The organism is Halorubrum rutilum, assembly GCF_024494565.1.
In genome coordinates, this window is record NZ_JANHDN010000008.1 from 174,019 (window position 1) to 195,181 (window position 21,163).

A 21,163-nucleotide genomic window follows, 5' to 3' on the forward strand; every position below is an offset into this window, starting at 1 on the left:
GAGGCGAACCGCTCGGGGAAGCGTCCCGCTTAAGTGATGCCGGTCCGCGACTCTAGCCGATGTACTACGTTGGCGTCGACCTCGGGGCGACGAACGTCCGGGCGGTCGTCGGCGACGAGACGGCGGCGATCCTCGGTTCCGACACGCGGGGGACCCCTCGCGGGCCGAACGGAATCGCCGTGACCGAGGCCGTGCTGGGCGTCGTCCGCGGCGCGTGCGCCGCCGCCGGGATCGACCCGGCCGAGGTCGCCGCGGCCGGGATCGGCTCGATCGGCCCCCTCGACCTCGCGGCCGGGGTCGTCCAGGGACCGGCGAACCTCCCGGACACCGTCGAGCGGATCCCGCTCGTCGGGCCCGTCTCGCAGCTCCTCGACACCGACGAGGTCCACCTCCATAACGACACCATCGCGGGCGTCATCGGCGAGCGGTTCCACTCCGAGCGCAACCCCGACGATATGGTGTACCTCACCATCTCCTCGGGGATCGGCGCCGGGGTGGCCGTCGACGGCAACGTGCTCTCGGGGTGGGACGGCAACGCCGGCGAGGTCGGCCACATGACCGTCGACCCGCACGGGTTCATGACCTGCGGGTGCGGCCACGACGGCCACTGGGAGGGGTACTGCTCGGGCAACAACATCCCGAGCTACGCCCGCGAGCTCCACGCGGAGGACCCCGTCGAGACGTCGCTCCCGATCGAGGACCCGGAGTTCTCCGCGGTCGACGTGTTCGAGGCGGCCGGCGAGGACGTCTTCGCCGACCACGTGATCGACCAGGTGGCCCACTGGAACGCGATGGGCGTCGCCAACGTGATCCACGCGTACGCCCCGCTCGTGGTGAGCGTCGGCGGCGCGGTCGCGCTCAACAACCCCGAGCGGGTGCTCGACCCGATCCGCGAGAAGCTCGCCGACATGGTGTTCATCAACGTCCCGGAGGTCCGGCTCACCGAGCTCGGCGACGAGGTCGTCGTGAAGGGGGCGCTCGCGAGCGCGCTCACCGGCGGCACGGGCGACCGGTCGCGGGTGGAGTCGCCGCCGGGGTGAGCGGGGCGAGACCCGCTCCGGGTCAGTCCTCGAACTCCGTAAGCTCCGGCTCCACGCTCGGGTCGACCGCGTCCCGCGTCTCTAGGTACGCGTCCCGGTAGCGCCAGATCTTCCGGAGGAGGACGTAGCCGAACGCGCCCTGAAAGAGGAGGACGAAGAGGAACAGCGCCGGGAGCCGCGGGATGGGGGTGAGCGCCGGGATCACCGAGGTGACCGGGCCGACCAGGGTGTTGTACAGGCCGTGGATCGCGGCGGCGATGACGAGCCCCTTCACGACGATCGGGCCGCGGTGCTCGGGGTTGAACTTCGCGAGGCCGAGGTAGTAGCCCGCGAACGCCGAGTAGACGACGTGACCGGGGCCCGCGAGCGCCCGCAGCGCCGCGATCCCGTCGCCCGCGCCGAGGACGGCGACGCCGATCGTCAGCTCCGACATCTCGACGGTCCGGGCGATGTAGACGAGGTTCTCGATGACGGCGAAGCCGAGCCCGGCGATCGCCCCGTACACCGCGCCGTCGACGACGGCGTTGAACCGGTCGTCGGTGTACGCGTACAGCCGCACCGCGAGCAGCTTCACCGTCTCCTCGACGGGACCGACGACGAGGAAGAAGAAGAGGACGAGCCCCGGGAAGCCGAGCGGGGAGAAGAGCGGCTGGAGGCGGCCGTTGAGCACCGCGGCGAACGTCGCCGTGAGGATCGAGAGCAGGAACGTCGCCACCAGCAGGGAGAGCGGTTCCGCGGTCGTGACGTCGGAGACGTACACGTACGCGGCGAGGCCGAAGGCGGGGATCGCTGAGAGCCCGACGAGCATCGCGACCGCGGGGTCGAAGACGAGCCCGAGGCCGAACGAGCCGAGGATGGCGAGCAGGCCGAGGAAGGCGACGAACACGACCAGCCCCTTCGCGGAGCGGGTGATGAGCCAGTGCAGCGCGACCGAGAGCCCGTCGAGGGAGGTGCGCTCCTCCCACGTGGCGATGTCGTAGAGGTCGCGGTCGTCGTCGGCGCGGGACTCGACCGGGTCCGACCGGGATGGCATACGCCCCGGTTCGGACCGGGGTGACTTAAGCCGTGGCCGGACGGGTCCGGTCGAGGGCCGGTCGATCCGCGTCTCCGAGCGAGACGGGCCGGCGCCGAGCCGGTGGAATTGAAACCGCGGCGCCCGAAGGGAGGGTATGCGCTTCGATTCACGGACCCGGCGGACCCTCCGCGAGGCGGGGCTCGACGCCGACGCGACCGCCGACCTCGACCTGTTCAGCCACGGGAGCGAACGGCCCGTCCTCGCCGGGCGCTCGCTCGGGGAGACGGTCCGCGACCGGGTTCGCCTCGCGGGCGGCCCGGAGGGGCTGTGACCGCCGCCGTCCGCGTCCGAGGCATCTACGCCACGGCGCTGACGCGGCTCGCGCTCGACGCGGGCCACGAGGTCGTCGACGCCTCGCCGCCGATCCGGCGGCGCTTCGACGCGGCGTTCGGGGACGCGCCGCCGGACGTCCGGATCGGGACGACCGGCGACCGGCAGGGCGTCGGCGTTCACGGAGACGCCGAGGCGGTGGCCGCGCTGCGGGACCGGCTGGCGGGGGTCGGTCGCGACGCGCTCGCGTGGGACGACCCGACGCCGCCCGGGACCGTGCTCGACGGCGAGGTGACCGAGACGCTCGGCGGCGGGGCGGTGGTGGCGCTCCGCGTCGGCGGCGAAGGGGACGACCCGGGAAGCGACGAGGGGGCGAGCGACGGGAGCGTCGAGGGGTACCTCCCGTACGGGAGCGTCGACGACCGCGTCGAGACCGGCGACCCGGTCCGGGTCCGCGTCGACGCGTCCGCGGCGCCGTGGACCGACCGACGCCCCGAGCTCGACGGGTCGCTGCGCGCGGGCGGCGCCCTCGTCGCGCTCGAACCGGGGTCCGGCACCCGCGTCGACGTCCGGGACGACGAGGCCGCCCGGGAGCTGTCGGGGATGCTCAACCTGCTCGGGCTGGAGCCGCCGGACGGGTGGCGGGCGGCCTGGAAGCCGCCCGCGGTCGACGCCGGGACGGAGGCGCTGGAGGCGGGGCTGGAGCGCGCCGTCGCGGCCGCCGAAGATCTCGACGACGCGGTGGACGCGGCCGGGGGGATCGGCGTCCTCGGCGACCGCGGGCGCCTCCGCGACGAGCCGGTGGCGTCGCCGAACGCGGGCGCCTGGGTGTGGTTCGGCCGCGAGAGCCGGTTCGCGCTCGACGACCGGCGGCGGGAGGCGACCGCGACGATGCCGGGCCACCACCGGGTGAAGGCGGGGTCGGCCGACGCCTCGGCCGGCGTCGACCTCGCGGAGGCGCTCTGCGAGCCCGACCCGGACGCCGCGTTCCCGTTCGGCGTCGTGACGGACGCGTTCGGCCCGCGCGAGGGCGACGCGCTCCGGATCGACCACGGGAAGCCCGACGGTCGGGTAATAACGCTCGGCGAGGGCACCGTCACCGAGGTCGACCCCGACGGCGCCGTCACCGTCGAGCGCGAGATGACCGGCGGCGGCAGCTACGACGGCCTCGGGACGCCGCGGGAGGCGGGCGACGTCGCCGAGACGAGCCTGAAGGAGGGCCGGTGGTGGTACCCGACCACCTACCGCGGCCGCGACGGGACGGTCCGCGGGACCTACGTCAACGTCTGTACCCCGGTCGAGGTGTTCCCGGACGCCGCCCGCTACGTGGACCTCCACGTCGACGTGGTGAAGCGCCCGGACGGGACCGTCGAGCGCGTCGACGACGACGAACTGCGGGACGCGACGGCGGCCGGCGACGTGCCGGAGCCGCTGGCCGAGAAGGCGCGGAGCGTCGCGTCCGCGCTGGAGAACGCGCTGTAGCCGAGGGCGACGCGCGAGCCGCGCGGAACGAGAGCACTCGACGGTCGGTCGGTTATACGAGAGAAATAGCTCGTATCTCCCGCGATTCGATCCGTCTATTACGGCATATAAGGTTCTCCAGATTAATTTCACACAATCGTTATTACTACCGCATGGCACGGAGAATCATGATCGTGAATAGCACGCACGACGGTGCGAACGTCAACCGCCGGCCCGACCCGCCGGCCGTCGGACCGTGACCGGTGGCGCCGCCGAGGGCGCGACGTCCGAGACCGGACCGATGCGGCGGAGCGTCGAGGTGGAGTACTGGGTGGTCGACGAGCGCGGTCGGCTGACCGGTCCGGGCGGGCTCGTCGACGCGTCGCCGGGCGTCGAGCGCGAGTTCGTCGAACCGCTGTTGGAGATTAAGACGACGCCGTGCGAGTCGACGGCGGAGCTCCGCGAGGAGCTGTTCGGTCGGCTCGGCCGGGTCATAGAGCGTGCCGAGGAGCTCGGGAAGGGACTCGTGCCGCTCGCGACGCCGCTCCGCGACGGCGACGTCGCCGACCTCGGGAGCGAGCGGGCGCGGATCCAGGACCGCGTCGTCGGGGACCGGTTCGAGTACGTCCGGCACTGCGCCGGGACCCACGTCCACGTCGAGCAGCTACCGGGGCGCGAGGTCGACCAGCTCAACGCGCTCACGGCGCTCGACCCGTCGCTGGCGCTCGTCAACTCCTCGCCGTACTTCGGGCACGAGCCGCTCGGGGCGGGCGCGCGGTCGCTGCTGTACCGGCGGATGGCGTACGAGCGGCTCCCGCGGCAGGGCGAGCTGTGGCCGTACGCCGACGACACCGAGGAGTGGGCGACGCGGCTGGAGCGTCGGTACGAGTCGTTCGTCACCGAGGCGGTCGTGGCCGGCTGCGACCGGGATGCCGTCGAGGCCTGTTTCACCCCGGAGAGCGCGGCGTGGACCCCGGTGAAGCTCCGAGGGGAGTTCGGGACGGTCGAGTGGCGCTCGGCGGACGCCGCGCTCCCGAGCCAGGTCGTCCGGCTGGCCGACGACCTCGTCGGGGTCGTCGAGCGGCTCGGAGACGCCGAACTCCGCGTCGGCGACGAGCCGCACGGCGTCACGGACGAGGCCGTCGTCCTCCCGCCGTTCGAGACGGTGCGCGAGCGCGTCGAGGACGCCGTTCGCGACGGTCTCGACTCGGACGCGGTCCGGTCGTACCTCGAACGGATGGGGATCGATCCGGGACCGTACGAGCCGCTGTCGGCCGAACTGCGAGGGGAGGGACCGCTCACCGAGGACGGGGCGAGGGACGTGCGCCTCGACTACGCGGAGCGGCTCGCGCGCGACGTGCGCCGACGGCGACCGGTCCGGAGCGACTGAGCGCCGGGCGGGCGGACGGCCGGAAGGTCAGAAGTGGTTCGCGGACTCCGTCTCGTGTTTCAGCTCCCCGCCGCGGCCGCCCTCGACCGTGGAGGCGCCCTGGTCGCCGGAGGAGGCGGTCCGCACCGTCACGTTCTCCACCTCGTCGAAGTCCATGATCAGGTCGCGGCGGATGTTGTCGGCCGTGATGTTCGAGATCCCGCAGCCCGAACAGGTGCCGCCGAGCTCGACGACGACCTCGCCGCTCTCGGGGTCCGCCTCGCGCACGACGCTCGTCCCGCCGTGCATCTGGATGATCGGCATCTGTCCGACCATCCACTCTTCGACTCGGTCCGCGAGGCTCTCGTCGCTCATTGTCGACCGTTGGCACCCGAGCCTATGGAAGCTTGCGGTTTCCGAGGCGACCCGAGGAAAGAAAGGAACTGTGTCACCGTCGATCCCGCGGGATGGAAGGATCGGAACTGGTTTCGGTTACGCCGACGGTCACTCGTCGGGGTCGTCCGCCCGCTCCGACTCGCTCGGGAGCCGGGTCGGATCCGCGGGGTCGTCGCCGTGCACGGTGTCGTCGCGTTCGAGCAGGTAGAGGAGCGGCCCGAGCGCGGCCAACACGAGCACGCCGGGGAGCGGCGCGTCCGGGACGAGCAGGGCGGTGGTCAGGGCGGCGCCGGAGGTGACGACGAGGAGGGCGGCCCACAGCGACGGGGAGCCGAAGTCGACGCCGACGCGGGCGGCGTCGCGGTAGACGAGCGCGGCCGCGCCCGCGACGAGGAGCGCGGCGCCGCCGCCGAGGACCGTGGTGACTGCCATACCGACCGTTCGGCCGAGACGCGAAAAAGGGTGTCGCGAGCGGGCGGCCAGGATGGAACGACTACGGCGCCTCGCCCGTCTCGATGCTGAAGGAGTCGCGCGGGTACGCGACGCAGGTCAGCGTGTAACCGTCGTCGAGCTCGGCCTCCTCTAACATCTGCTGGTTGTCGTGCTCGACGAAGTCCTCGGAGGGGCCGTCCGTGATGTGACCGGCACAGGAGACGCACTGGCCCTGCCGGCAGGCGTACGGGAGGTCCCACCCCTCGTCTTCGCCCTGTTCGAGGATCGGCTCGTCGTTCGAGAGCTCGACCGTCTTCCCCTGCTTGACGAACTCGACGTCGAAGTACTCGACCTCCTCCACGTCGGCGGGGCCGGCGCTGACGGCGCTGCCGTCCTCCAGTTCGCCCTCCTCGCCCTCGGCGCCGCCGGCGGGGATGGCGCCGCCGCCGCCCCCGCCGCCGACCGCGCGGTTCCCCGGCTCGGGGAAGTCGGTCTCGGGGACCGCGGACGCGCGGCGTTCGAGCACTTCGTCCGAGATGTCGGTCGTGGGCTCCCACCCCGTCCCCTTCAGGCTGGTAACGAGGACGACGGTCAGCGTCGCGATCACCCCGAGAACGATCGCCGGCGCGTTCGCGACGTTCGCAATGAGCGGGTTGAGCATACGAGCAGATATGGAGAGGTGGCTTAAGGCCGTTTTGATCGGTCCGATCGCACGAGAACCGCGGGGCGCGGCGTCCGAGTCCGCGCCGCGCCGCGGAACGGACCATTTATCGGCCGAGCGGTCGACGTGGCGCCCATGGAAGTGAAATCGCGGCACCACCTCCGGAGCGACGACATCGCGGCGATCCGCGAGGCGGTCGCCGACCACCTCGGCATCGACGTCGACGGCGAGACGTTCGAGCTCGTCGAGTTCGTCGACGCGGGCTACGAGCTCGTCCTGGTCGACGGCGACCCCGCGGTCTTCTACGTCGACGACGACGAGCCGTTCCTCACCGTGCGGGGCGCGAACGACTACGAGCCGGAGACCGGGGTCGTCACGGTCGACGCGGGGGCGATCTCCTTCGTCTCCGACGGCGCCGACGTGATGCGGCCCGGCATCGTCGAGGCCGACGCGGCGATACGCGATGGCGACCTCGTCGTCGTCGCCGAGGAGTCGCACGGGAAGGTGCTCGCGGTCGGCCGCGCGATGGTCGACGGCGACGACATGGTCGGGGACAGCGGGAAGGTCGTCGAATCCATCCACCACGTCGGTGACGAGCTGTACGAGTTCTCGGCGTAGACGACCTGGAGCGAGAGTGGTTTATACGCAGAGTGACCGCTACGGTAGCCGTTTACCGTCGAAAGACTGCGGTGGCGCGTGCCTGCGAGCGGCCGACAGGCCGCGAGTCAGCACGCGCGAGGGAGTCGGTGGTCCGGAGCGAAGCGAAGGACCGCCGACGAGGCTGGGGAGGCGTGAGGCGCGGTTGCTGTGCGGTCGGGGGGGACTCAAAGGGGCAGCCGGGAGGACGGCGTAGGTGACGCAAGCACCGCAGGGAGCGAACGAAGTGAGCGACTGAGGAGCGCAGCGAGCGTACGCCGTCCTCCCGGCTGGGGCTTTGGCAGTGTTCACCGCACCAGCGATAGCGACGACATACAGCCGAGCGGCTGGGGCTTTGGCAGTGTTCACCACTGGCCCGGAACCATTTCACTATCGCTCCGCGTCTTTTAATCGCCTCGCCCGTGACCCCCACGGTAATGACCGCGATTCGGGTGCTGAGCTACAACGTCCGCTACGCCAACCGGGGCGATCACCACGACGCCTGGCACGACCGCCGCGACGCGGTCGCGCGGCTCGTCCGGTTCCACCGCCCGGACGTCGCCGCCTTCCAGGAGCCGCTCCCGGGACAGCGCGAGGACCTCCGGGAGCGGCTCCCGGCGTACAAGTTCGTCGGGCGCGGGCGGGAGGCCGACGGCGAGGGCGAGGGGTGCCCGATCGGGGTCCGAGCCGACCGGTGGGCGATCGCCGACGGCGACACGTTCTGGCTCTCCGAGACGCCGGACCGGCAGTCGGTCGGCTGGGACGCCGCCCACCCGCGGATCGCGACGTGGGCGCGGGTCCGCGCCGCGGACGGCGACGCCGAGTTCCTCCTCGTCAACACGCACTTCGACCACGTCAGCGCTGACGCGCGGCGCGAGTCGGCGCGGCTGATCCGCGAGCGGCTCCCGGAGCTGGCCGACGGGGGCGCGGGACTCGGCGGCGGCGAACCCGCCGGGTCACCGCCGGTCGCGCTCGTCGGCGACCTCAACTGCACGCCGGGGTCGGACCCGCACCGGATCCTCCTCGGGGACGGTCCGGATGCGGACTCCGGAGGCCGTGAGAAGGGGGGAGGCGACGGACTCGCGCTCCGCGACGCCGCCGCGGTCGCCGACCTCCGGCACGGCCCGGAGACGAGCCTCACCGACTTCGCGCGGCTGATCGACGGCCGCCGGATCGACCACGCGCTCGTCTCGCCGGCGTTCGACGTGGCGGCGTTCGCGACCCTGGCCGACCGCGACGACCGGGGACGGTACCCATCCGACCACCTTCCAATCTTGGCGCGGCTGTCGCTGTAAGGGGGCGGTGGATCCCCCGGAGCGAAGGGCTACTCGTCCCCGCCCGCGTCCATCTCGTCGGCGTACTTCTCCAGCACCGCCTCGTAGCCGCGCTTCGCCGTCTCGTACGTCTCGCGGAGGTCGGCGACCGGGGTCTCGCTCGCGTCGACGCGGAGGTCGTCGTAGTACGGGTCGTCGGCCTCCTCGGTGTTCCGGACCAGCAGGGCCGCGGACTGCACGTCGAGGTCCTCGCGCCTGTCGCCGCCGGCGGCGTGGCCCGCCGCGAGCGCGTCGATCAGCCGCTCCGCGAGCGGGGCGTCGCCGTGGGCGGCCGACTCGTAGGCGGCCGCGGCGTCGTCGATCACGTCCTCGCCCGTCAGGAGGTTGCCGGCGACGGTGTAGTTCTCGCCCTCGACGTGGCCGTACCAGTCGCGGCACTCGTCGCCGGAGAACGCGAAGGTCCCGTCGGCGTCGACGCCGTGGAGCTGACGCTCCGGCTTCCCCTCGTCGGCGTTCAACAGGGCCTCCAGCGCGTCGTCGACCGCGAGCCCGTCGCCGAGGTACTCGATCCCCTTCCGCCCGAGCTCGACGTTGACGAGCGACTGCGTCGCGACCGCGCCGTCCGCCGACGCGAACGGACACAGGGCGCCGACCCCCGGCAGCCGGGTGGTCACCGCCACGCCGTACCGGACCCGATCGCCGCCGTCGTCGTCGGTGTACCGCTCGCGGACGCAGATGCTGAACGTCACACCGGCCGTGGGTCGGCGACCGGCAAAAGGCTCCGCCTCGGGGGCGACGTTTCCGGTTCCGGACGGCGGTGCGCCGGAGCCGGTCCGACGAGCCCGTACGCCCCGGTTTTATGACCGCTCCGGGGCGGTTCCGGGCGATTTACGCGAGAGAAAAACCGCAGATCGCGGCGGGATCCGCGGTCGCGTGGCACGTGTGAACCGGCGACACACTTATGACTGAGAATCCCTCCCATACATATAGCCTCGGTTACGGGCGAAACGGCGACCCGCGGCGGGTCCCCCTCGACGACAGCGGCGTTCGCGGCTCGACGAGCCGTCGTTCCGGCACGGAGAGCCGCGCCGCCGCTCGGCGCGCGTCCGAACGCGCGGTCCGGTCGCGAGGCCCCTCGCCCGTCCGAGAGACGTGATACGATGACAGACCGACACACGCTCGAACGGCTCAGCGAGGAGTACCGGACGAACGTCCCGGACGACCTCCGGGAACCCCGCTCGTTCGACTGGTACCTCGACGCGCTGTACGAGGAGCCGCGCATCGCGCGGAACGCCCACCAGCGCGTCGCCGACATGTTCGACCACTACGGCACCCGATACGACGAGGAACGCGGCGTCGTGGAGTACGCGCTCGCCGCGGACGACCCGCTCCACGACGGCGAGAACGTCTTCTACGGCCGCGAGGTCCACGAGTCGATCCACGAGTTCGTCAACAAGGTGAAGTCCGGCGCCCGCGGGCTCGGCCCCGAGAAGCGGATCAAGCTCCTCCTCGGCCCCGTCGGCTCCGGGAAGTCGCACTTCGACTGGCTCACGCGCCGCTACTTCGAGGCGTACACCCGCGAGGAGGCCGGCCGGATGTACACCTTCCGCTGGGTCGACCTCTGCTCCGTGATCGACGACCAGGACCCGGCCGACGACGCGGTGCGCTCGCCGATGAACCAGGACCCGCTCGTGCTCCTCCCGCGCCCGCAGCGCGAGGAAGTCATCGAGGACCTCAACGAGCGGCTCGACGCCCCCTACAGCCTCCGGAACGACCAGCACCCGGACCCGGCCTCGGAGTTCTACCTGAACGAGCTGCTCGCGCACTACGACGACGACCTGCAGCGCGTCCTCGACGAGCACGTCGAGGTCGTCCGCCTCGTCGCCGACGAGAACCGCCGGGAGTGCATCGAGACCTTCGAACCGAAGGACAAGAAGAACCAGGACGAGACGGAGCTCACCGGCGACGTCAACTACGCGAAGCTCGCCGTCTACGGCGAGTCCGACCCGCGCGCGTTCGACTACGCCGGCGCGTTCTGTAACGCGAACCGCGGCCTCTTCTCCGGCGAGGAGCTGCTCAAGCTCCAGCGCGAGTTCCTCTACGACTTCCTGCACGCCTCCCAGGAGTCGACGATCAAGCCGAAGAACAACCCCCGGATCGACATCGACCAGGTGATCGTCGGCCGGACGAACATGCCGGAGTACCGCGAGAAGACCGGCGACGAGAAGATGGAGGCGTTCAACGACCGCACCAAGCGGATCGACTACCCCTACGTGCTGGAGTACGAGAGCGAGGCGAAGATCTACGAGAAGATGCTCGACAACGCGGACGTGCCGAACGTCCACGTCGAGCCGCACGCGCTGGAGATGGCCGGCCTCTTCGGCGTGCTCACCCGGTTGGAGGAGCCGACAGACGAGACGGTGAGCCTCCTCGACAAGGCGAAGGTGTACAACGGGGAGTTGGAGGACGAGGAGATCGACCGCCGGAAGCTCCGGGAGGACGCCGCCGAGCAGGCCGACGTGAGCGAGGGGATGGACGGCGTCTCCGCGCGGTTCATCGGCGACGAGATCGCCGAGGCGATCATGGACGCCACCCACCGCGAGCGCGGCTACCTCTCGCCGCTGTCCGTCTTCGACCACTTCGAGGCGAACCTCGGCGGGCACGGCTCCATCGCCGCCGAGGACCTCGACCGCTACGAGCGCCTCTTAGAGACCGTCCGCGAGGAGTACCGCGAGCGCGCGATCGAGGACGTGCGGCACGCGCTGGCGTACGACGTCGACGAGCTCCGGCGGCAGGGCGAGAAGTACATGGACCACGTGATGGCGTACATCGACGACGACACCGTCGACGACGAGCTCACCGGACGCGAGACGGAGCCCGACGAGACGTTCATGCGCGCGGTCGAGGAGCAGTTGGACGTCCCCTCGGACCGGAAGGACGACTTCCGGCAGGAGGTGTCGAACTGGGTGTCGCGGCGCGCCCGCGAGGGGCGCGACTTCGACCCCCAGGAGAACGACCGCCTCCGGCGCGCGCTGGAGCGCAAGCTGTGGGAGGACAAGAAGCACAACATCAACTTCTCCGCGCTGGTCTCGGCGACCGACCTCGACGACGAGGAGCGCAGCGCCTGGGTCGACGCCCTCGTCGACCGGGGCTACTCCGAGGACGGCGCGGCCGAGGTGTTAGAGTACGCGGGCGCCGCCGTCGCCCGCTCGGAGATCGAGGACGGCGGGGACTGAGATGAGCGAGTCCGACCGACCCGACGGCGAGGGGTTCGTCCGAGCGGCCGACGAGACCCTCCGCGGCGCGTACGACCCGCCGATGAGCCTCGACGAGTACGTCGACCGCGTCCTGGAGAACCCCGTCGCGGCCGCCTCCGGCGCGCGCTACGTCCTCGCGGCGATCGAGTCCGAGGGCACCCGCGAGGTCCGCGAGCGCGGCGAGCGGCTGGAGCGGTACCGCTTCTTCGACGACCCGTTCAACGACGGCGAGCACGCCGTCCTCGGCAACACCGCCGCGCTCAACGCGTTCGTCGACGACCTCCGGGCCGCCGCCGCGGGCCGCGGCAACGACGAGAGCATCGTCTGGATCGACGGCCCCACCGCGACCGGGAAGTCGGAGTTCAAGCGGTGCCTGGTGAACGGGCTCCGGGAGTTCTCGAAGACGGAGGCCGGGCGCCGCTACACCGTCGAGTGGAACGTCACCGGCGCCGCCGGGGGGATCGGCGGCCCGGGGAGCGGCCTCTCGTACGGGGACGGCGGCGACGCCTCCGCGTGGTACCGCAGCCCGGTGCAGGCGCATCCCCTCTCCGTGTTCCCGGAGGCCGTCCGAGAGTCGATCGCCGACGCCGTCGACGACGACGCCTACCCGATCGCGGCCGACGTCGACCTCGACCCCTTCAGCCGCGAGGCGTACGACCACCTGGAGTCGGCGTACCGCGACGAGGGGCGCCGGGACCTCTTCTCCGCGATCACCGACCGCGACCACCTCCGCGTGACGAGCTACGTCGTCGACGTGGGGGAGGGGATCGGGGTGCTCCACGCCGAGGACGACGGCACCCCGAAGGAGCGCCTCGTCGGCTCGTGGATGGGCGGCATGCTCCGCGAGCTCGACTCGCGCGGCCGGAAGAACCCGCAGGCGTTCAGCTACGACGGCGTGCTCTCGCAGGGGAACGGCGTCGCCACCGTCGTCGAGGACGCCAGCCAGCACGCCGACCTGCTCCGGCGGCTGCTCAACGTCCCCGACGAGCGCCGCGTGAAGCTCGACAAGGGGATCGGGATGGACCTCGACACCCAGCTCATCGTCATCTCGAACCCCGACCTCGACGCCGAGCTCGACCGCCACGCCGACCGCGAGGGCGCCGACCCCCTGAAGGCGCTGAAGCGCCGGCTCACCCGGCACGAGTTCCGCTACCTGACGAACCGGCGGCTGGAGGCGGAGCTGCTGCGCCGCGAGGTCGGCGGGGTCCGGGGCGTGCCGACCGTCGACGGAGTGGACGAAGCGGCCGAGTCGGAGACGGGGGAGAGCGGGGGCGACGGTCCCGCCCGCGACCCGGCCGACGAGCCCGGCGCCGCGGCCCTCGCGGTCGACGTCCGCGACGAGGACGGGACGGTCACGGAGCGCGAGCTCGCGCCCCACGCGGTCGGCGCGGCGGCGCTGTACGCGGTCGTCACCCGGCTCGACACCGAGGACCTGCCGCCCGATATCGGACTCATCGAGAAGGCGGAGCTGTACGAGACCGGCGAGCTCCGGCGGGAGGGCGACGACGAGACGGTCACGGTCGACGACGTCGAGTTCGGCGACGGCGACGGTCGGAACGGGATCCCGGTGACGTACACCCGCGACGTCGTCGCCGACCTGCTCGGGAGCGACGCCGACCGGAGCCACCCGGAGCTCCCGGTCGAGCGCGTCGTCACGCCGACCGACGTGCTCGACGCGATGGCCGAGGGGCTCTCGGCGGCGCCGCTGTTCTCCCGCTCGGAGGTCGCGGAGTTCGAGAGCCGGAAGGCCCCGGTCGCCGAGCGGGTCCGGGAGCGCCAGCGCGCCGACGTGATCGACGCCGCCCTCGCGGAGGCGACCGTCTCGGAGGAGACGGTGGCCGAGTACGTCGAGCACGTGTACGCCTGGGACGCCGACGAGCCGGTGGAGACGGAGCGCGGTCCCGAGGAGCCGGACGCGCTCGCGATGAAGGTGTTCGAGACGGAGACGCTGGGGCGGTTCGACGAGGACGACTACTACGGCACCGACCCGACGCGGGCGGTCGCCGAGTTCCGCCGCGACCGCGTGATCCGGGCGCTCACCCGGTACGCGTGGCGGAACCGCGGCGACGAGTTCAGCGTCGACGACGTGGAGCTCCGGGAGATCCCCGAGCTGCGCGAGGTGCTCGACGCGAACGACCTGGCCGACCTGAAGCGGCGCTTCCCGGAGCTGGACCCGGCCGAGTGGGCCGACCCGCCGGCCGACACCGAGACGGAGCGCGTGAAGGCGGCGACGGTCGAGCGGCTCGTCGACCGCGGGTACAGCCCCGCGTCGGCCGAGCTGACCAGCCGCGCCGTGATGCGCGGCGCCCGCGACGAGTGGGCCGACCTCGCCGCCGACGGCGGCGACGAGGGGCGGCGCGGCGGCCGCGACGGCGGGAACGGGGGTGGCGTCTCGTGGGACTGACCGACGACCGCGAGCGCTTCCGCGAGGTCGGCGAGCAGCGCCGCGAGGACCTCTCGGAGTTCATCAGCCACGGCGACCTCGGGCGCTCCGGCCCCGATCAGGTCAAGATCCCGGTGAAGATCGTCGACCTCCCGGAGTTCGAGTACGACCAGCGGGAAGCCGGCGGCGTCGGACAGGGACAGGGCGGCCAGCCGCAGCCCGGCCAGCCGGTCGACCCCGATCCCGACGGCGACGGCGACGAGGAGGGCGACCCCGGCGAGGAGGGCGGCGAGCACGAGTACTACGAGATGGACCCCGAGGAGTTCGCGCGCGAGCTCGACGAGGAGCTCGGGCTCGACCTCGAACCGAAGGGGAAGCGCGTGGTCGAGGAGGTGGAGGGCGACTTCACCGACACCGCGCGCGCCGGGCCGCGCGGGACGCTCGACGTCGACGAGTTCTTCAAGCGCGGGCTGAAGCGCTACCTCGCGACCGACTTCGACGAGGCGTACGTCCGCGAGGGGCTGTTCGTCGCCGGCACCGATGTGGACGACGTGTTCGCGTGGGCGCGTGACCGGGGCGTCCCCGTCTCCCGCGCGTGGATCGCCGACGCCGCGGCCACCCTCGCCGAGGAGCGCGGCGAGCCGGTCGAGGCGCTCGACCGCTGGGAGAGCTTCGAGGCGCTCGACGACGAGGTGGACCGCGAGCCGGTGAGCCACCGGATCCGGCGGGAGGGGCTCGACAGCGTCCCGTTCCGGCGGGAGGACGAGCGGTTCCGCCACCCGGAGGTGATCGAGAAGCGCGAGCGCAACGTCGTCGTGGTGAACGTGCGCGACGCCTCCGGCTCGATGCGCGAGACGAAACGGGAGCTCGTCGAGCGCGTCTTCACCCCGATGGACTGGTACCTGACGGGGAAGTACGACGCCGCGGAGTTCCGGTACGTGGTCCACGACGCGGAGGCGTGGGAGGTCGACCGCGAGGAGTTCTTCGGGATCCAGTCCGGCGGCGGGACCCGGATCTCCAGCGCCTACGAGCTCGTCGAGGAGATCTTAGAGGAGTACCCGTACAGCGAGTGGAACCGCTACGTCTTCGCGGCCGGGGACTCTGAGAACTCCGGCAGCGACACGACCGACTCGGTGATCCCGCTGATGGAGTCGATCGACGCCAACCTCCACGCGTACGTGGAGACCCAGCCCGGCGGCGCCGCGCCGAACGCGCGCCACGCGGACGAGGTGGAGGAGGCGCTCGGCGACGCCGACGACGTCGCGGTCGCGCGCGTGTCGGACCCGGACGACGTCACCGACGCCATCTACGAGATCCTCAGCACGGAGGCGGACCGCGACGACGCGGCCGTCGGCGAGGCGGCGAGCGGGCGCGCCGACGGGGGTGACCGGCGATGAGGGACGAGCGCGTCGAGGCGAAACGGGAGGCGGAGTCGCTCGACGAGCCCGCCGCGGAGGCCCGCGAACTCGCGGAGCGGCTCGGGCTGGAGCCGTACCCGGTCCGGTACTGGGTCGTCGACCACGACGAGATGAACGAGCTGATCGCCTACGGCGGCTTCCAGCGGCGGTACCCCCACTGGCGGTGGGGGATGAACTACGAGCGCCAGCGCAAGAAGGACCGCCACGGGCTCGGGAAGGCGTTCGAGATCGTCAACAACGACGACCCGAGCCACGCGTTCCTCCAGGAGTCGAACTCGACCGCCGACCAGAAGGCCGTCATCACCCACGTGGAGGCCCACGCCGACTTCTTCGCGAACAACCGGTGGTTCGGGCTGTACGCCGACCGCGGCGAGGGCGGGCCGAACGCCGCGGCGCGGCTGGAGCGCAACGCGGACCGGATCGCGTCGATCGCCGACCGCCCCGACGTCGACCGCGACGAGGTCGAGCGCCTCATCGACGCCGTGAGCGCGCTGGAGGACACCATCGACCAGCACAGCCCGGTCGACGCCGCGCGGTCGGTCGAGGAGCCGGGCGTCTCGGAGGACGTGAGCGATCCCGACGACGACCCGCTGGCGGCGGTCGAAGAGCGGATCGCGGAGCTCGACCTCTCCGAGGAGGTGCGCCGCGACGTGTTCGACGACGAGTGGCTCGACGAACACGGCGAGGGGGTCGAGCCGGAGGAGCCGCGCCCGGACGTGCTCGCGTTCCTGCGCGACCACGGGAAGCGGTACGACGCCGAGAGCGGGAAGGCCGTCGACCGCGAGCCGTGGGAGACGACCGTCATCGACGCGCTCCGCGAGGAGGCGTACTACTTCGCCGGTCAGAAGCAGACGAAGGTGATGAACGAGGGGTGGGCCACCTACTGGGAGTCGGTGATGATGGGCGGCGAGGGGTTCGCCGGCCCCGACGAGTTCCTCACGTACGCGGACCACATGGCCCGGGTGCTCGGCTCGCCCGGGCTCAACCCCTACAAGCTCGGCTTCGAGCTGTGGACGCACGTGGAGCTGCGCGCCGCCCGCCGCGACGTGATCGACAGGCTGCTCCGCGTCGAGGGCGTGACGCCGGAGAACTTCCACTCGCGGATCGACCTCGACGAGGTCGCCGAGGCGCTCGAACCCCACCCCGCGATCGCCGGCGCCGGCCCCGCGACGCTCGACGAGCTGGCCGAGCTCGCCGCCGACGGCGACCCGCGGGTCGACGCCGAGGCGGTCGACCGGGCGCTCTCGGCCCGGAGCGATGAGGCGGACGGCGACGACGCCGAGACCGGTCCCGACGGGGGCCCGGACGTCGAGCGGTACCCGTGGAAGCTGCTGACGCGCGAGGGGCTCGCGGAGCGTCACTACGTCCTCGCGCGGCCGGAGCACCGGGGGGCCCTCCGCAACGTCTCGCGGGAGACGCTCGACGAGCGCGCCCGGTACATGTTCGACGTCGACCGGTACGCGACCGTCGACGAGGCGCTCGCGGACGTCGACCGCGCGGCCGGCTGGGACCGGATGGTAGAGGTACGCGCGAGCCACAACGACGTGACGTTCATCGACGCGTTCCTCACCGACGAGTTCGTCCGCGAGGGGAACTACTTCACCTACGAGTACAGCCGGGCGGCCGAGGAGCACCGCGTCGCCAGCGTCGACGCCGACGACGTCCGGCGGAAGCTCCTCTTGCAGTTCACGAACTTCGGCAAGCCGACGGTCGTCGTGCTCGACGGCAACTACCGGAACCGGGGCGAGCTCCTGCTCGGCCACCGGTTCAACGGGGTCGCGCTCGACGAGGAGTCGGCGAAGGAGACGCTGAAACGCGTCTTCGAGCTGTGGGGCCGCCCCGTGAACCTCGCGACGATCCGCGTCGAGTACTCCGACGAGGCGATCCGCCGGGCGAAGCGCCGGGGCGCCGAGCCGGAGGGCGAGGAGGTCGGCGTGCGCTTCCAGTACGACGGCGGCGAGGTGACCGAACACGACCTCGACCCGGAGATCCGCGAGCGGATCGAGGCCGACGAGGTCGACTACGACACCAAGCCGGACGACTGGCTGGCGTGAGAAGCGGTCGGTCGCGCCCCGATACGAGCGGGCGCGACCCTACGACAGCGCCGCGACGAGGTCGGCGACCGCGTCCGTCTCCTCCTCGTTGATGCCGTGGCCCATTCCCTCGTAGATCCGCTCGTCGACGTCGGCGCCGAGCGCCTCCAACACCGCGGTGGTCTCGCGGACGCGCTCCTCCGGGATGTGCGGGTCGACGTCGCTACACCCGAGGAACGCCGGCGTCCCGTCGAGCGCCTCGGCCGGGTCGCCGTCGACCGCGGCCGCGGCGTCGGAGCGGTAGTCGTCGACGGCGATCGACTCGCCGATCAGGCCGCCGCTCAGGACCGCGAGCCCGCCGTAGCGGGTCGGGTTCCGCGCGACGAACTCGCTCGCGAGGCAGGCGCCCTGCGAGAAGCCGCCGACGAGGACGTGCTCGGTCGGGACTCCTGCCTCCGTCGCCGTCTCGACCGCGCGGCCGACGGCGCGGAGCCCGGAGCTCCGGCCGGGTTCGTTCTCCGCGACGGGCGCGAGGAAGGAGTTCGGGTACCAGGTGTTGGCGGCCGCCTGAGGAGCGAGTAGGGCGACATCGCCGTCGCCGGCGACCTCCTCGCCGAAGCCGACGATGCCGCGCGCGGTCGCGCCGCGACCGTGGACGAGGACGACCGCGGCGTCGGCCGCCTCGACCGGCGTTCCGGCCGTCACCAGCGCCTCGTCGGCGTGGGGGTCGTCGCCCGCGTGCGGGGCGCGCCCGCTCATACGCCGACGCCCGCGTCCGCGTCCGGCAGGTCGTGCTTCTTCACCGGGAGCCCGAGCTCTTCGAGGGCGCCCTCCATGTGGCGGTCCTGGGCGAAGTCGGCGCCGTCCTCCTCGCGGAGGCGCTGGGCGGTCGCGAGCACCTCGCCCTTGCGGTCGTCCGGGATCTCGTACTTGTCGGCCGAGAGCTCGATGACGAGCCCGTTGTTGTCCTGCGTGTAGATCGAGTGGAAGATCCCCCGGTCGAACACGTTGTACCCCTTGCCGGCCTCCGCTAACGCCGCCATGATGTCCTCGTACTCGTCGGGCTCGACGCTGAAACAGAGGTGGTGGACCGCGCCGGTGCCGGCGCGCTGGCCGCGGGCCGAGGGACGGTCGTCGCTCACGAAGAACGTCAGGATGCGACCGTCGCCGGTGTCGAAGAACAGGTGCGTCTGCGACGGGTCGTCGAGGTTCGGCTGCCGGAGGACGAGGGGCATCCCGAGCAGGTCGCGGTAGAAGGCGATCGTGTCGGCCTCGTTGCTCCCCCAGACCGTGATGTGGTCGGTGCCGCTGGTGTGGAACGGTGCGTCCGGAAGCTCCGTCGTGACCGGAGCCGGGCTCTCGTCGCTCATACCGGTCGTACGTGACGAGTACGTATAAAAACGAAAGGGACCCCCGGGTGATCGACTGACATCGGTGTTATCGGCTCGGGAGGGTCGCGTCGGCGGCCGGCGCCGACGAAGCGGTCGATTTACCTCACCGACGGCGGATCGACGGGCATGGAGACACTGTTTCACGCCGGACTCGAACATCCGAACACGCTCTGGATCGCCGTCAGCGCGGTCGTCGCCTTCGCTCTCGGGGTCGGGGTCGGCGCCGCCCGACTGGGACTCGGATCCGCGCTCCGCGACGCGGTCGACGACTGAGCGACACGGAGAGCGAAGCGAGTCAGGAGCGCCGCCAGACCGGCGGCGCGACGCCGAGCGCCCGGACGGCGCAGGGGTAGCCGATCGCGACGGCGACGACGACCCCCGCCGAGGGGAGAAGCCCGGGCGCGCCGACGACGCGCTCGACGAGCGACAGCGCCGCGACCATCAGCAGGAACATCGCGGCCCAGTGCGGGGCGAGCTGTCGCACCGTTCCTCGCGTCGAACTCACGTCTCGCACAACGAGCGCGACACGTATAGGCTGTCGCCCGCGGTCCCGGTCCGCGACGGGGATCGTCTCGCGGGAGAAGGCGGGACGGACGGCGAGGCGGGAGGACGGAGACCGAACGGCTCCATCAAAAACGGGTCCGACCGACTGGGCGGCGAGATCAGTACCGCGAGGGGATGAACGCCGCGCCGAGCAGGAGCAGCGAGGAGAGCAGAGCGAGGACGAGCACGCGCGTCAGCCCGCTGTTGTACTGCTGGAACTGGTCGATCTGCGAGACCTGCGCCTCGTACCCCTCGATGTCGCTCGACAGCTGCATCGTCGAGGCGTCGGAGAAGTGCGCGATGAACTCCGTCTCGCCGACCGTGACCCGGGAGTGTTGCTCTATCTCGATGCTCTCGGTCTCCGTCGCCTCCCAGAAGACCACCGCCTGCTCCGCCGTGACGTCGTCGACGGTCACGGTGTTGCCGCCGTACTCGAAGGCGTCGCCCGCGGCGTACGACCGCTCTTCGGGAGCCGGGAAGTACTCGCCCGCCGGGACGAGCGTCGACTCGCCGTCCTCGGTGACGACGACGTACTCGCCGTCGTCGCGCTCGACGGTCTCGTTGTCGGCCTGTGGGTCGTTTTCGAGGATTGCCTGCCGGTCGAGCACCTCGACGAGCGTGAACTCGCTCGGATCCTCGCCCGAGATCGTCACGCGCCACTCCCGGTCGCCGACCTCGACGGTCGACTCGTTCGCCCAGGCCTCGGACTGTTCCACCGTCATCTCGCGCTCGATCGTGGCGACGATGGACGTCGAGGCGCCGCCGCCACCGTGACCGCCGCCACCACCCTCCTCGACCTCGGCGATCTCGGCGACGACGTACTCCTCGCCGTCGACCTCGATCGTGTCACCCTGTGAGACCTCGAAGTCGGGGTTCTCGAAGCCGACCTCCGGGGTGTCGGCCGTCGCGGTGAGAACGCCCGCTCCGCCCGCGATCAGCACGAAGAGTGCGACGTACACGGCCACAGCGCGTCGTTGCATGGTTTCAGCATGGGTCACCCCGCGTATAACGGTTACTAAGGCGAGCGACCGGGACGACCGAACCGGGCCACCGCTCCGCCTCCGCGCCACGGTGAACGGCGAGCGCGAACGGGAGCGAAACGGAGCGTCCGACCGCACGACGTCGTCCGCGCGGCGCGCGAGTCCACGGAGATCCCGGCGAGTACCACGGCGCGGCGGCCGCTATCGGGACGACTACCAGTAAAAAAGCCAAGGGCCGGATTTGAACCGGCGTTGGGCGGCTCTGCAGGCCGCTGCGTCTGACCAGACTCTGCCACCTTGGCGCTATCGAAGGTACCGCGGTCGAGCGTTTAAGCCTAGCGGTCACGACGGGGCCGCTCGCCGGTGGGCGGTGTGTTTTCGCGGAGAGGCGTCTGGAGGTGCTGGAAAAACGTATGAGGTGGGGCGATCGCCCCGGTATGAATGGGCAGGCGGCGACCCGCGGTTCCCAGAGGATCGCTCACTCCAGTACTTCCCGGTACGCTGGCGGGCTTAACTTCCGTGTTCGGAATGGGTACGGGTGTTC

The 21,163-nt window shown here is 71.6% G+C and carries 20 protein-coding genes, 1 tRNA gene and 1 rRNA gene; 11 read left to right on the top strand and 11 right to left on the bottom strand.

Annotated elements, in window-relative coordinates; translation table 11 throughout:
• The first annotated feature begins 59 nt into the window (after positions 1 to 59).
• The gene (locus NO900_RS15810; protein WP_256409991.1) at positions 60 to 1,040 is read left to right on the top strand and encodes an ROK family protein; all 981 of its coding nucleotides are present in this window, start codon (positions 60 to 62) and stop codon (positions 1,038 to 1,040) included.
• A 22-nt stretch (positions 1,041 to 1,062) separates the two neighbouring features.
• Here NO900_RS15810 and NO900_RS15815 read toward each other — a convergent pair whose 3' ends face one another.
• Positions 1,063 to 2,073 (bottom strand): PrsW family intramembrane metalloprotease, encoded by a 1,011-nt coding sequence (locus tag NO900_RS15815; protein WP_256409993.1) that lies wholly within the window; start codon positions 2,071 to 2,073, stop codon positions 1,063 to 1,065.
• Between the two features lie 136 nt (positions 2,074 to 2,209).
• Here NO900_RS15815 and NO900_RS15820 point away from each other — a divergent pair, with 136 nt between their 5' ends.
• The 3 genes from NO900_RS15820 to NO900_RS15830 all read left to right on the top strand — a co-directional run bounded on the left by NO900_RS15820 (position 2,210) and on the right by NO900_RS15830 (position 5,236).
• Entirely contained in the window at positions 2,210 to 2,386 is a 177-nt protein-coding gene (locus NO900_RS15820; protein WP_256409994.1) for a hypothetical protein, read from the top strand.
• The gene (locus NO900_RS15825) at positions 2,383 to 3,867 is read left to right on the top strand and encodes a DUF402 domain-containing protein (RefSeq protein WP_256409995.1); all 1,485 of its coding nucleotides are present in this window, start codon (positions 2,383 to 2,385) and stop codon (positions 3,865 to 3,867) included. Before NO900_RS15820 ends, NO900_RS15825 begins: the two co-directional genes overlap by 4 nt.
• 280 nt (positions 3,868 to 4,147) lie before the next feature.
• Entirely contained in the window at positions 4,148 to 5,236 is a 1,089-nt protein-coding gene (locus NO900_RS15830) for a glutamate-cysteine ligase family protein (protein ID WP_303654825.1), read from the top strand.
• 27 nt (positions 5,237 to 5,263) lie between these two features.
• Here NO900_RS15830 and NO900_RS15835 read toward each other — a convergent pair whose 3' ends face one another.
• From NO900_RS15835 to NO900_RS15845, 3 genes are all read right to left on the bottom strand, one after another.
• Positions 5,264 to 5,590, bottom strand: coding sequence for a NifU family protein (locus NO900_RS15835; protein WP_099255346.1), 327 nt, complete (start codon positions 5,588 to 5,590; stop codon positions 5,264 to 5,266).
• Positions 5,591 to 5,719: 129 nt separating this feature from the next.
• Complete coding sequence (locus NO900_RS15840; protein WP_256409997.1) at positions 5,720 to 6,043, bottom strand: hypothetical protein; 324 nt, start codon at positions 6,041 to 6,043, stop codon at positions 5,720 to 5,722.
• A 61-nt stretch (positions 6,044 to 6,104) separates the two neighbouring features.
• On the bottom strand, positions 6,105 to 6,704 hold the full coding sequence (locus NO900_RS15845) for a 2Fe-2S iron-sulfur cluster-binding protein (protein WP_256409998.1): 600 nt from the start codon (positions 6,702 to 6,704) through the stop codon (positions 6,105 to 6,107).
• Positions 6,705 to 6,839: 135 nt separating this feature from the next.
• Here NO900_RS15845 and NO900_RS15850 point away from each other — a divergent pair, with 135 nt between their 5' ends.
• Entirely contained in the window at positions 6,840 to 7,322 is a 483-nt protein-coding gene (locus tag NO900_RS15850; protein WP_256409999.1) for an RNA-binding protein, read from the top strand.
• A gap of 455 nt (positions 7,323 to 7,777) precedes the next feature.
• Positions 7,778 to 8,635 carry an endonuclease/exonuclease/phosphatase family protein gene (locus tag NO900_RS15855; protein WP_256410000.1) on the top strand — a complete coding sequence of 286 codons (858 nt, stop codon included), beginning with the start codon at positions 7,778 to 7,780 and terminating at the stop codon, positions 8,633 to 8,635.
• A 29-nt stretch (positions 8,636 to 8,664) separates the two neighbouring features.
• Here NO900_RS15855 and NO900_RS15860 read toward each other — a convergent pair whose 3' ends face one another.
• Positions 8,665 to 9,363, bottom strand: a complete 699-nt coding sequence (locus tag NO900_RS15860) for a DUF1028 domain-containing protein (protein ID WP_256410001.1) — start codon at positions 9,361 to 9,363, stop codon at positions 8,665 to 8,667.
• 411 nt (positions 9,364 to 9,774) lie between these two features.
• Here NO900_RS15860 and NO900_RS15865 point away from each other — a divergent pair, with 411 nt between their 5' ends.
• The 4 genes from NO900_RS15865 to NO900_RS15880 are packed head-to-tail and all read left to right on the top strand — an operon-like array spanning position 9,775 to position 17,726.
• A complete protein-coding gene (locus tag NO900_RS15865; protein WP_256410002.1) occupies positions 9,775 to 11,850 on the top strand; it encodes a PrkA family serine protein kinase in 2,076 nt (691 codons plus the stop codon).
• 1 nt (position 11,851) lies between these two features.
• Complete coding sequence (locus NO900_RS15870) at positions 11,852 to 14,275, top strand: PrkA family serine protein kinase (protein ID WP_256410003.1); 2,424 nt, start codon at positions 11,852 to 11,854, stop codon at positions 14,273 to 14,275.
• Positions 14,266 to 15,651: a DUF444 family protein gene (locus NO900_RS15875; RefSeq protein WP_256410004.1), complete on the top strand. Its 1,386-nt coding sequence runs from the start codon at positions 14,266 to 14,268 to the stop codon at positions 15,649 to 15,651. The genes NO900_RS15870 and NO900_RS15875 overlap by 10 nt, the downstream gene beginning before the upstream one ends.
• Positions 15,648 to 17,726, top strand: coding sequence for a SpoVR family protein (locus tag NO900_RS15880; RefSeq protein ID WP_256410005.1), 2,079 nt, complete (start codon positions 15,648 to 15,650; stop codon positions 17,724 to 17,726). The genes NO900_RS15875 and NO900_RS15880 overlap by 4 nt, the downstream gene beginning before the upstream one ends.
• A 39-nt stretch (positions 17,727 to 17,765) precedes the next feature.
• On the opposite strand, the gene NO900_RS15885 is transcribed toward NO900_RS15880, so the two are convergent.
• Positions 17,766 to 18,464 (bottom strand): alpha/beta hydrolase, encoded by a 699-nt coding sequence (locus NO900_RS15885; RefSeq protein WP_256410006.1) that lies wholly within the window; start codon positions 18,462 to 18,464, stop codon positions 17,766 to 17,768.
• Positions 18,461 to 19,075 carry a VOC family protein gene (locus NO900_RS15890; RefSeq protein WP_256410007.1) on the bottom strand — a complete coding sequence of 205 codons (615 nt, stop codon included), beginning with the start codon at positions 19,073 to 19,075 and terminating at the stop codon, positions 18,461 to 18,463. Before NO900_RS15890 ends, NO900_RS15885 begins: the two co-directional genes overlap by 4 nt.
• A gap of 147 nt (positions 19,076 to 19,222) precedes the next feature.
• Here NO900_RS15890 and NO900_RS15895 point away from each other — a divergent pair, with 147 nt between their 5' ends.
• Positions 19,223 to 19,369, top strand: coding sequence for a hypothetical protein (locus tag NO900_RS15895; RefSeq protein ID WP_256410008.1), 147 nt, complete (start codon positions 19,223 to 19,225; stop codon positions 19,367 to 19,369).
• Between the two features lie 22 nt (positions 19,370 to 19,391).
• On the opposite strand, the gene NO900_RS15900 is transcribed toward NO900_RS15895, so the two are convergent.
• The 4 genes from NO900_RS15900 to rrf all read right to left on the bottom strand — a co-directional run.
• Positions 19,392 to 19,601 carry a hypothetical protein gene (locus tag NO900_RS15900; protein ID WP_256410009.1) on the bottom strand — a complete coding sequence of 70 codons (210 nt, stop codon included), beginning with the start codon at positions 19,599 to 19,601 and terminating at the stop codon, positions 19,392 to 19,394.
• A gap of 157 nt (positions 19,602 to 19,758) precedes the next feature.
• Positions 19,759 to 20,604: a hypothetical protein gene (locus NO900_RS15905; RefSeq protein WP_256410013.1), complete on the bottom strand. Its 846-nt coding sequence runs from the start codon at positions 20,602 to 20,604 to the stop codon at positions 19,759 to 19,761.
• A gap of 241 nt (positions 20,605 to 20,845) precedes the next feature.
• Positions 20,846 to 20,921 (bottom strand) — tRNA-Cys (locus NO900_RS15910).
• Positions 20,922 to 21,063: 142 nt separating this feature from the next.
• Positions 21,064 to 21,163 (bottom strand): 5S ribosomal RNA (rrf, locus tag NO900_RS15915); the annotation flags it as partial.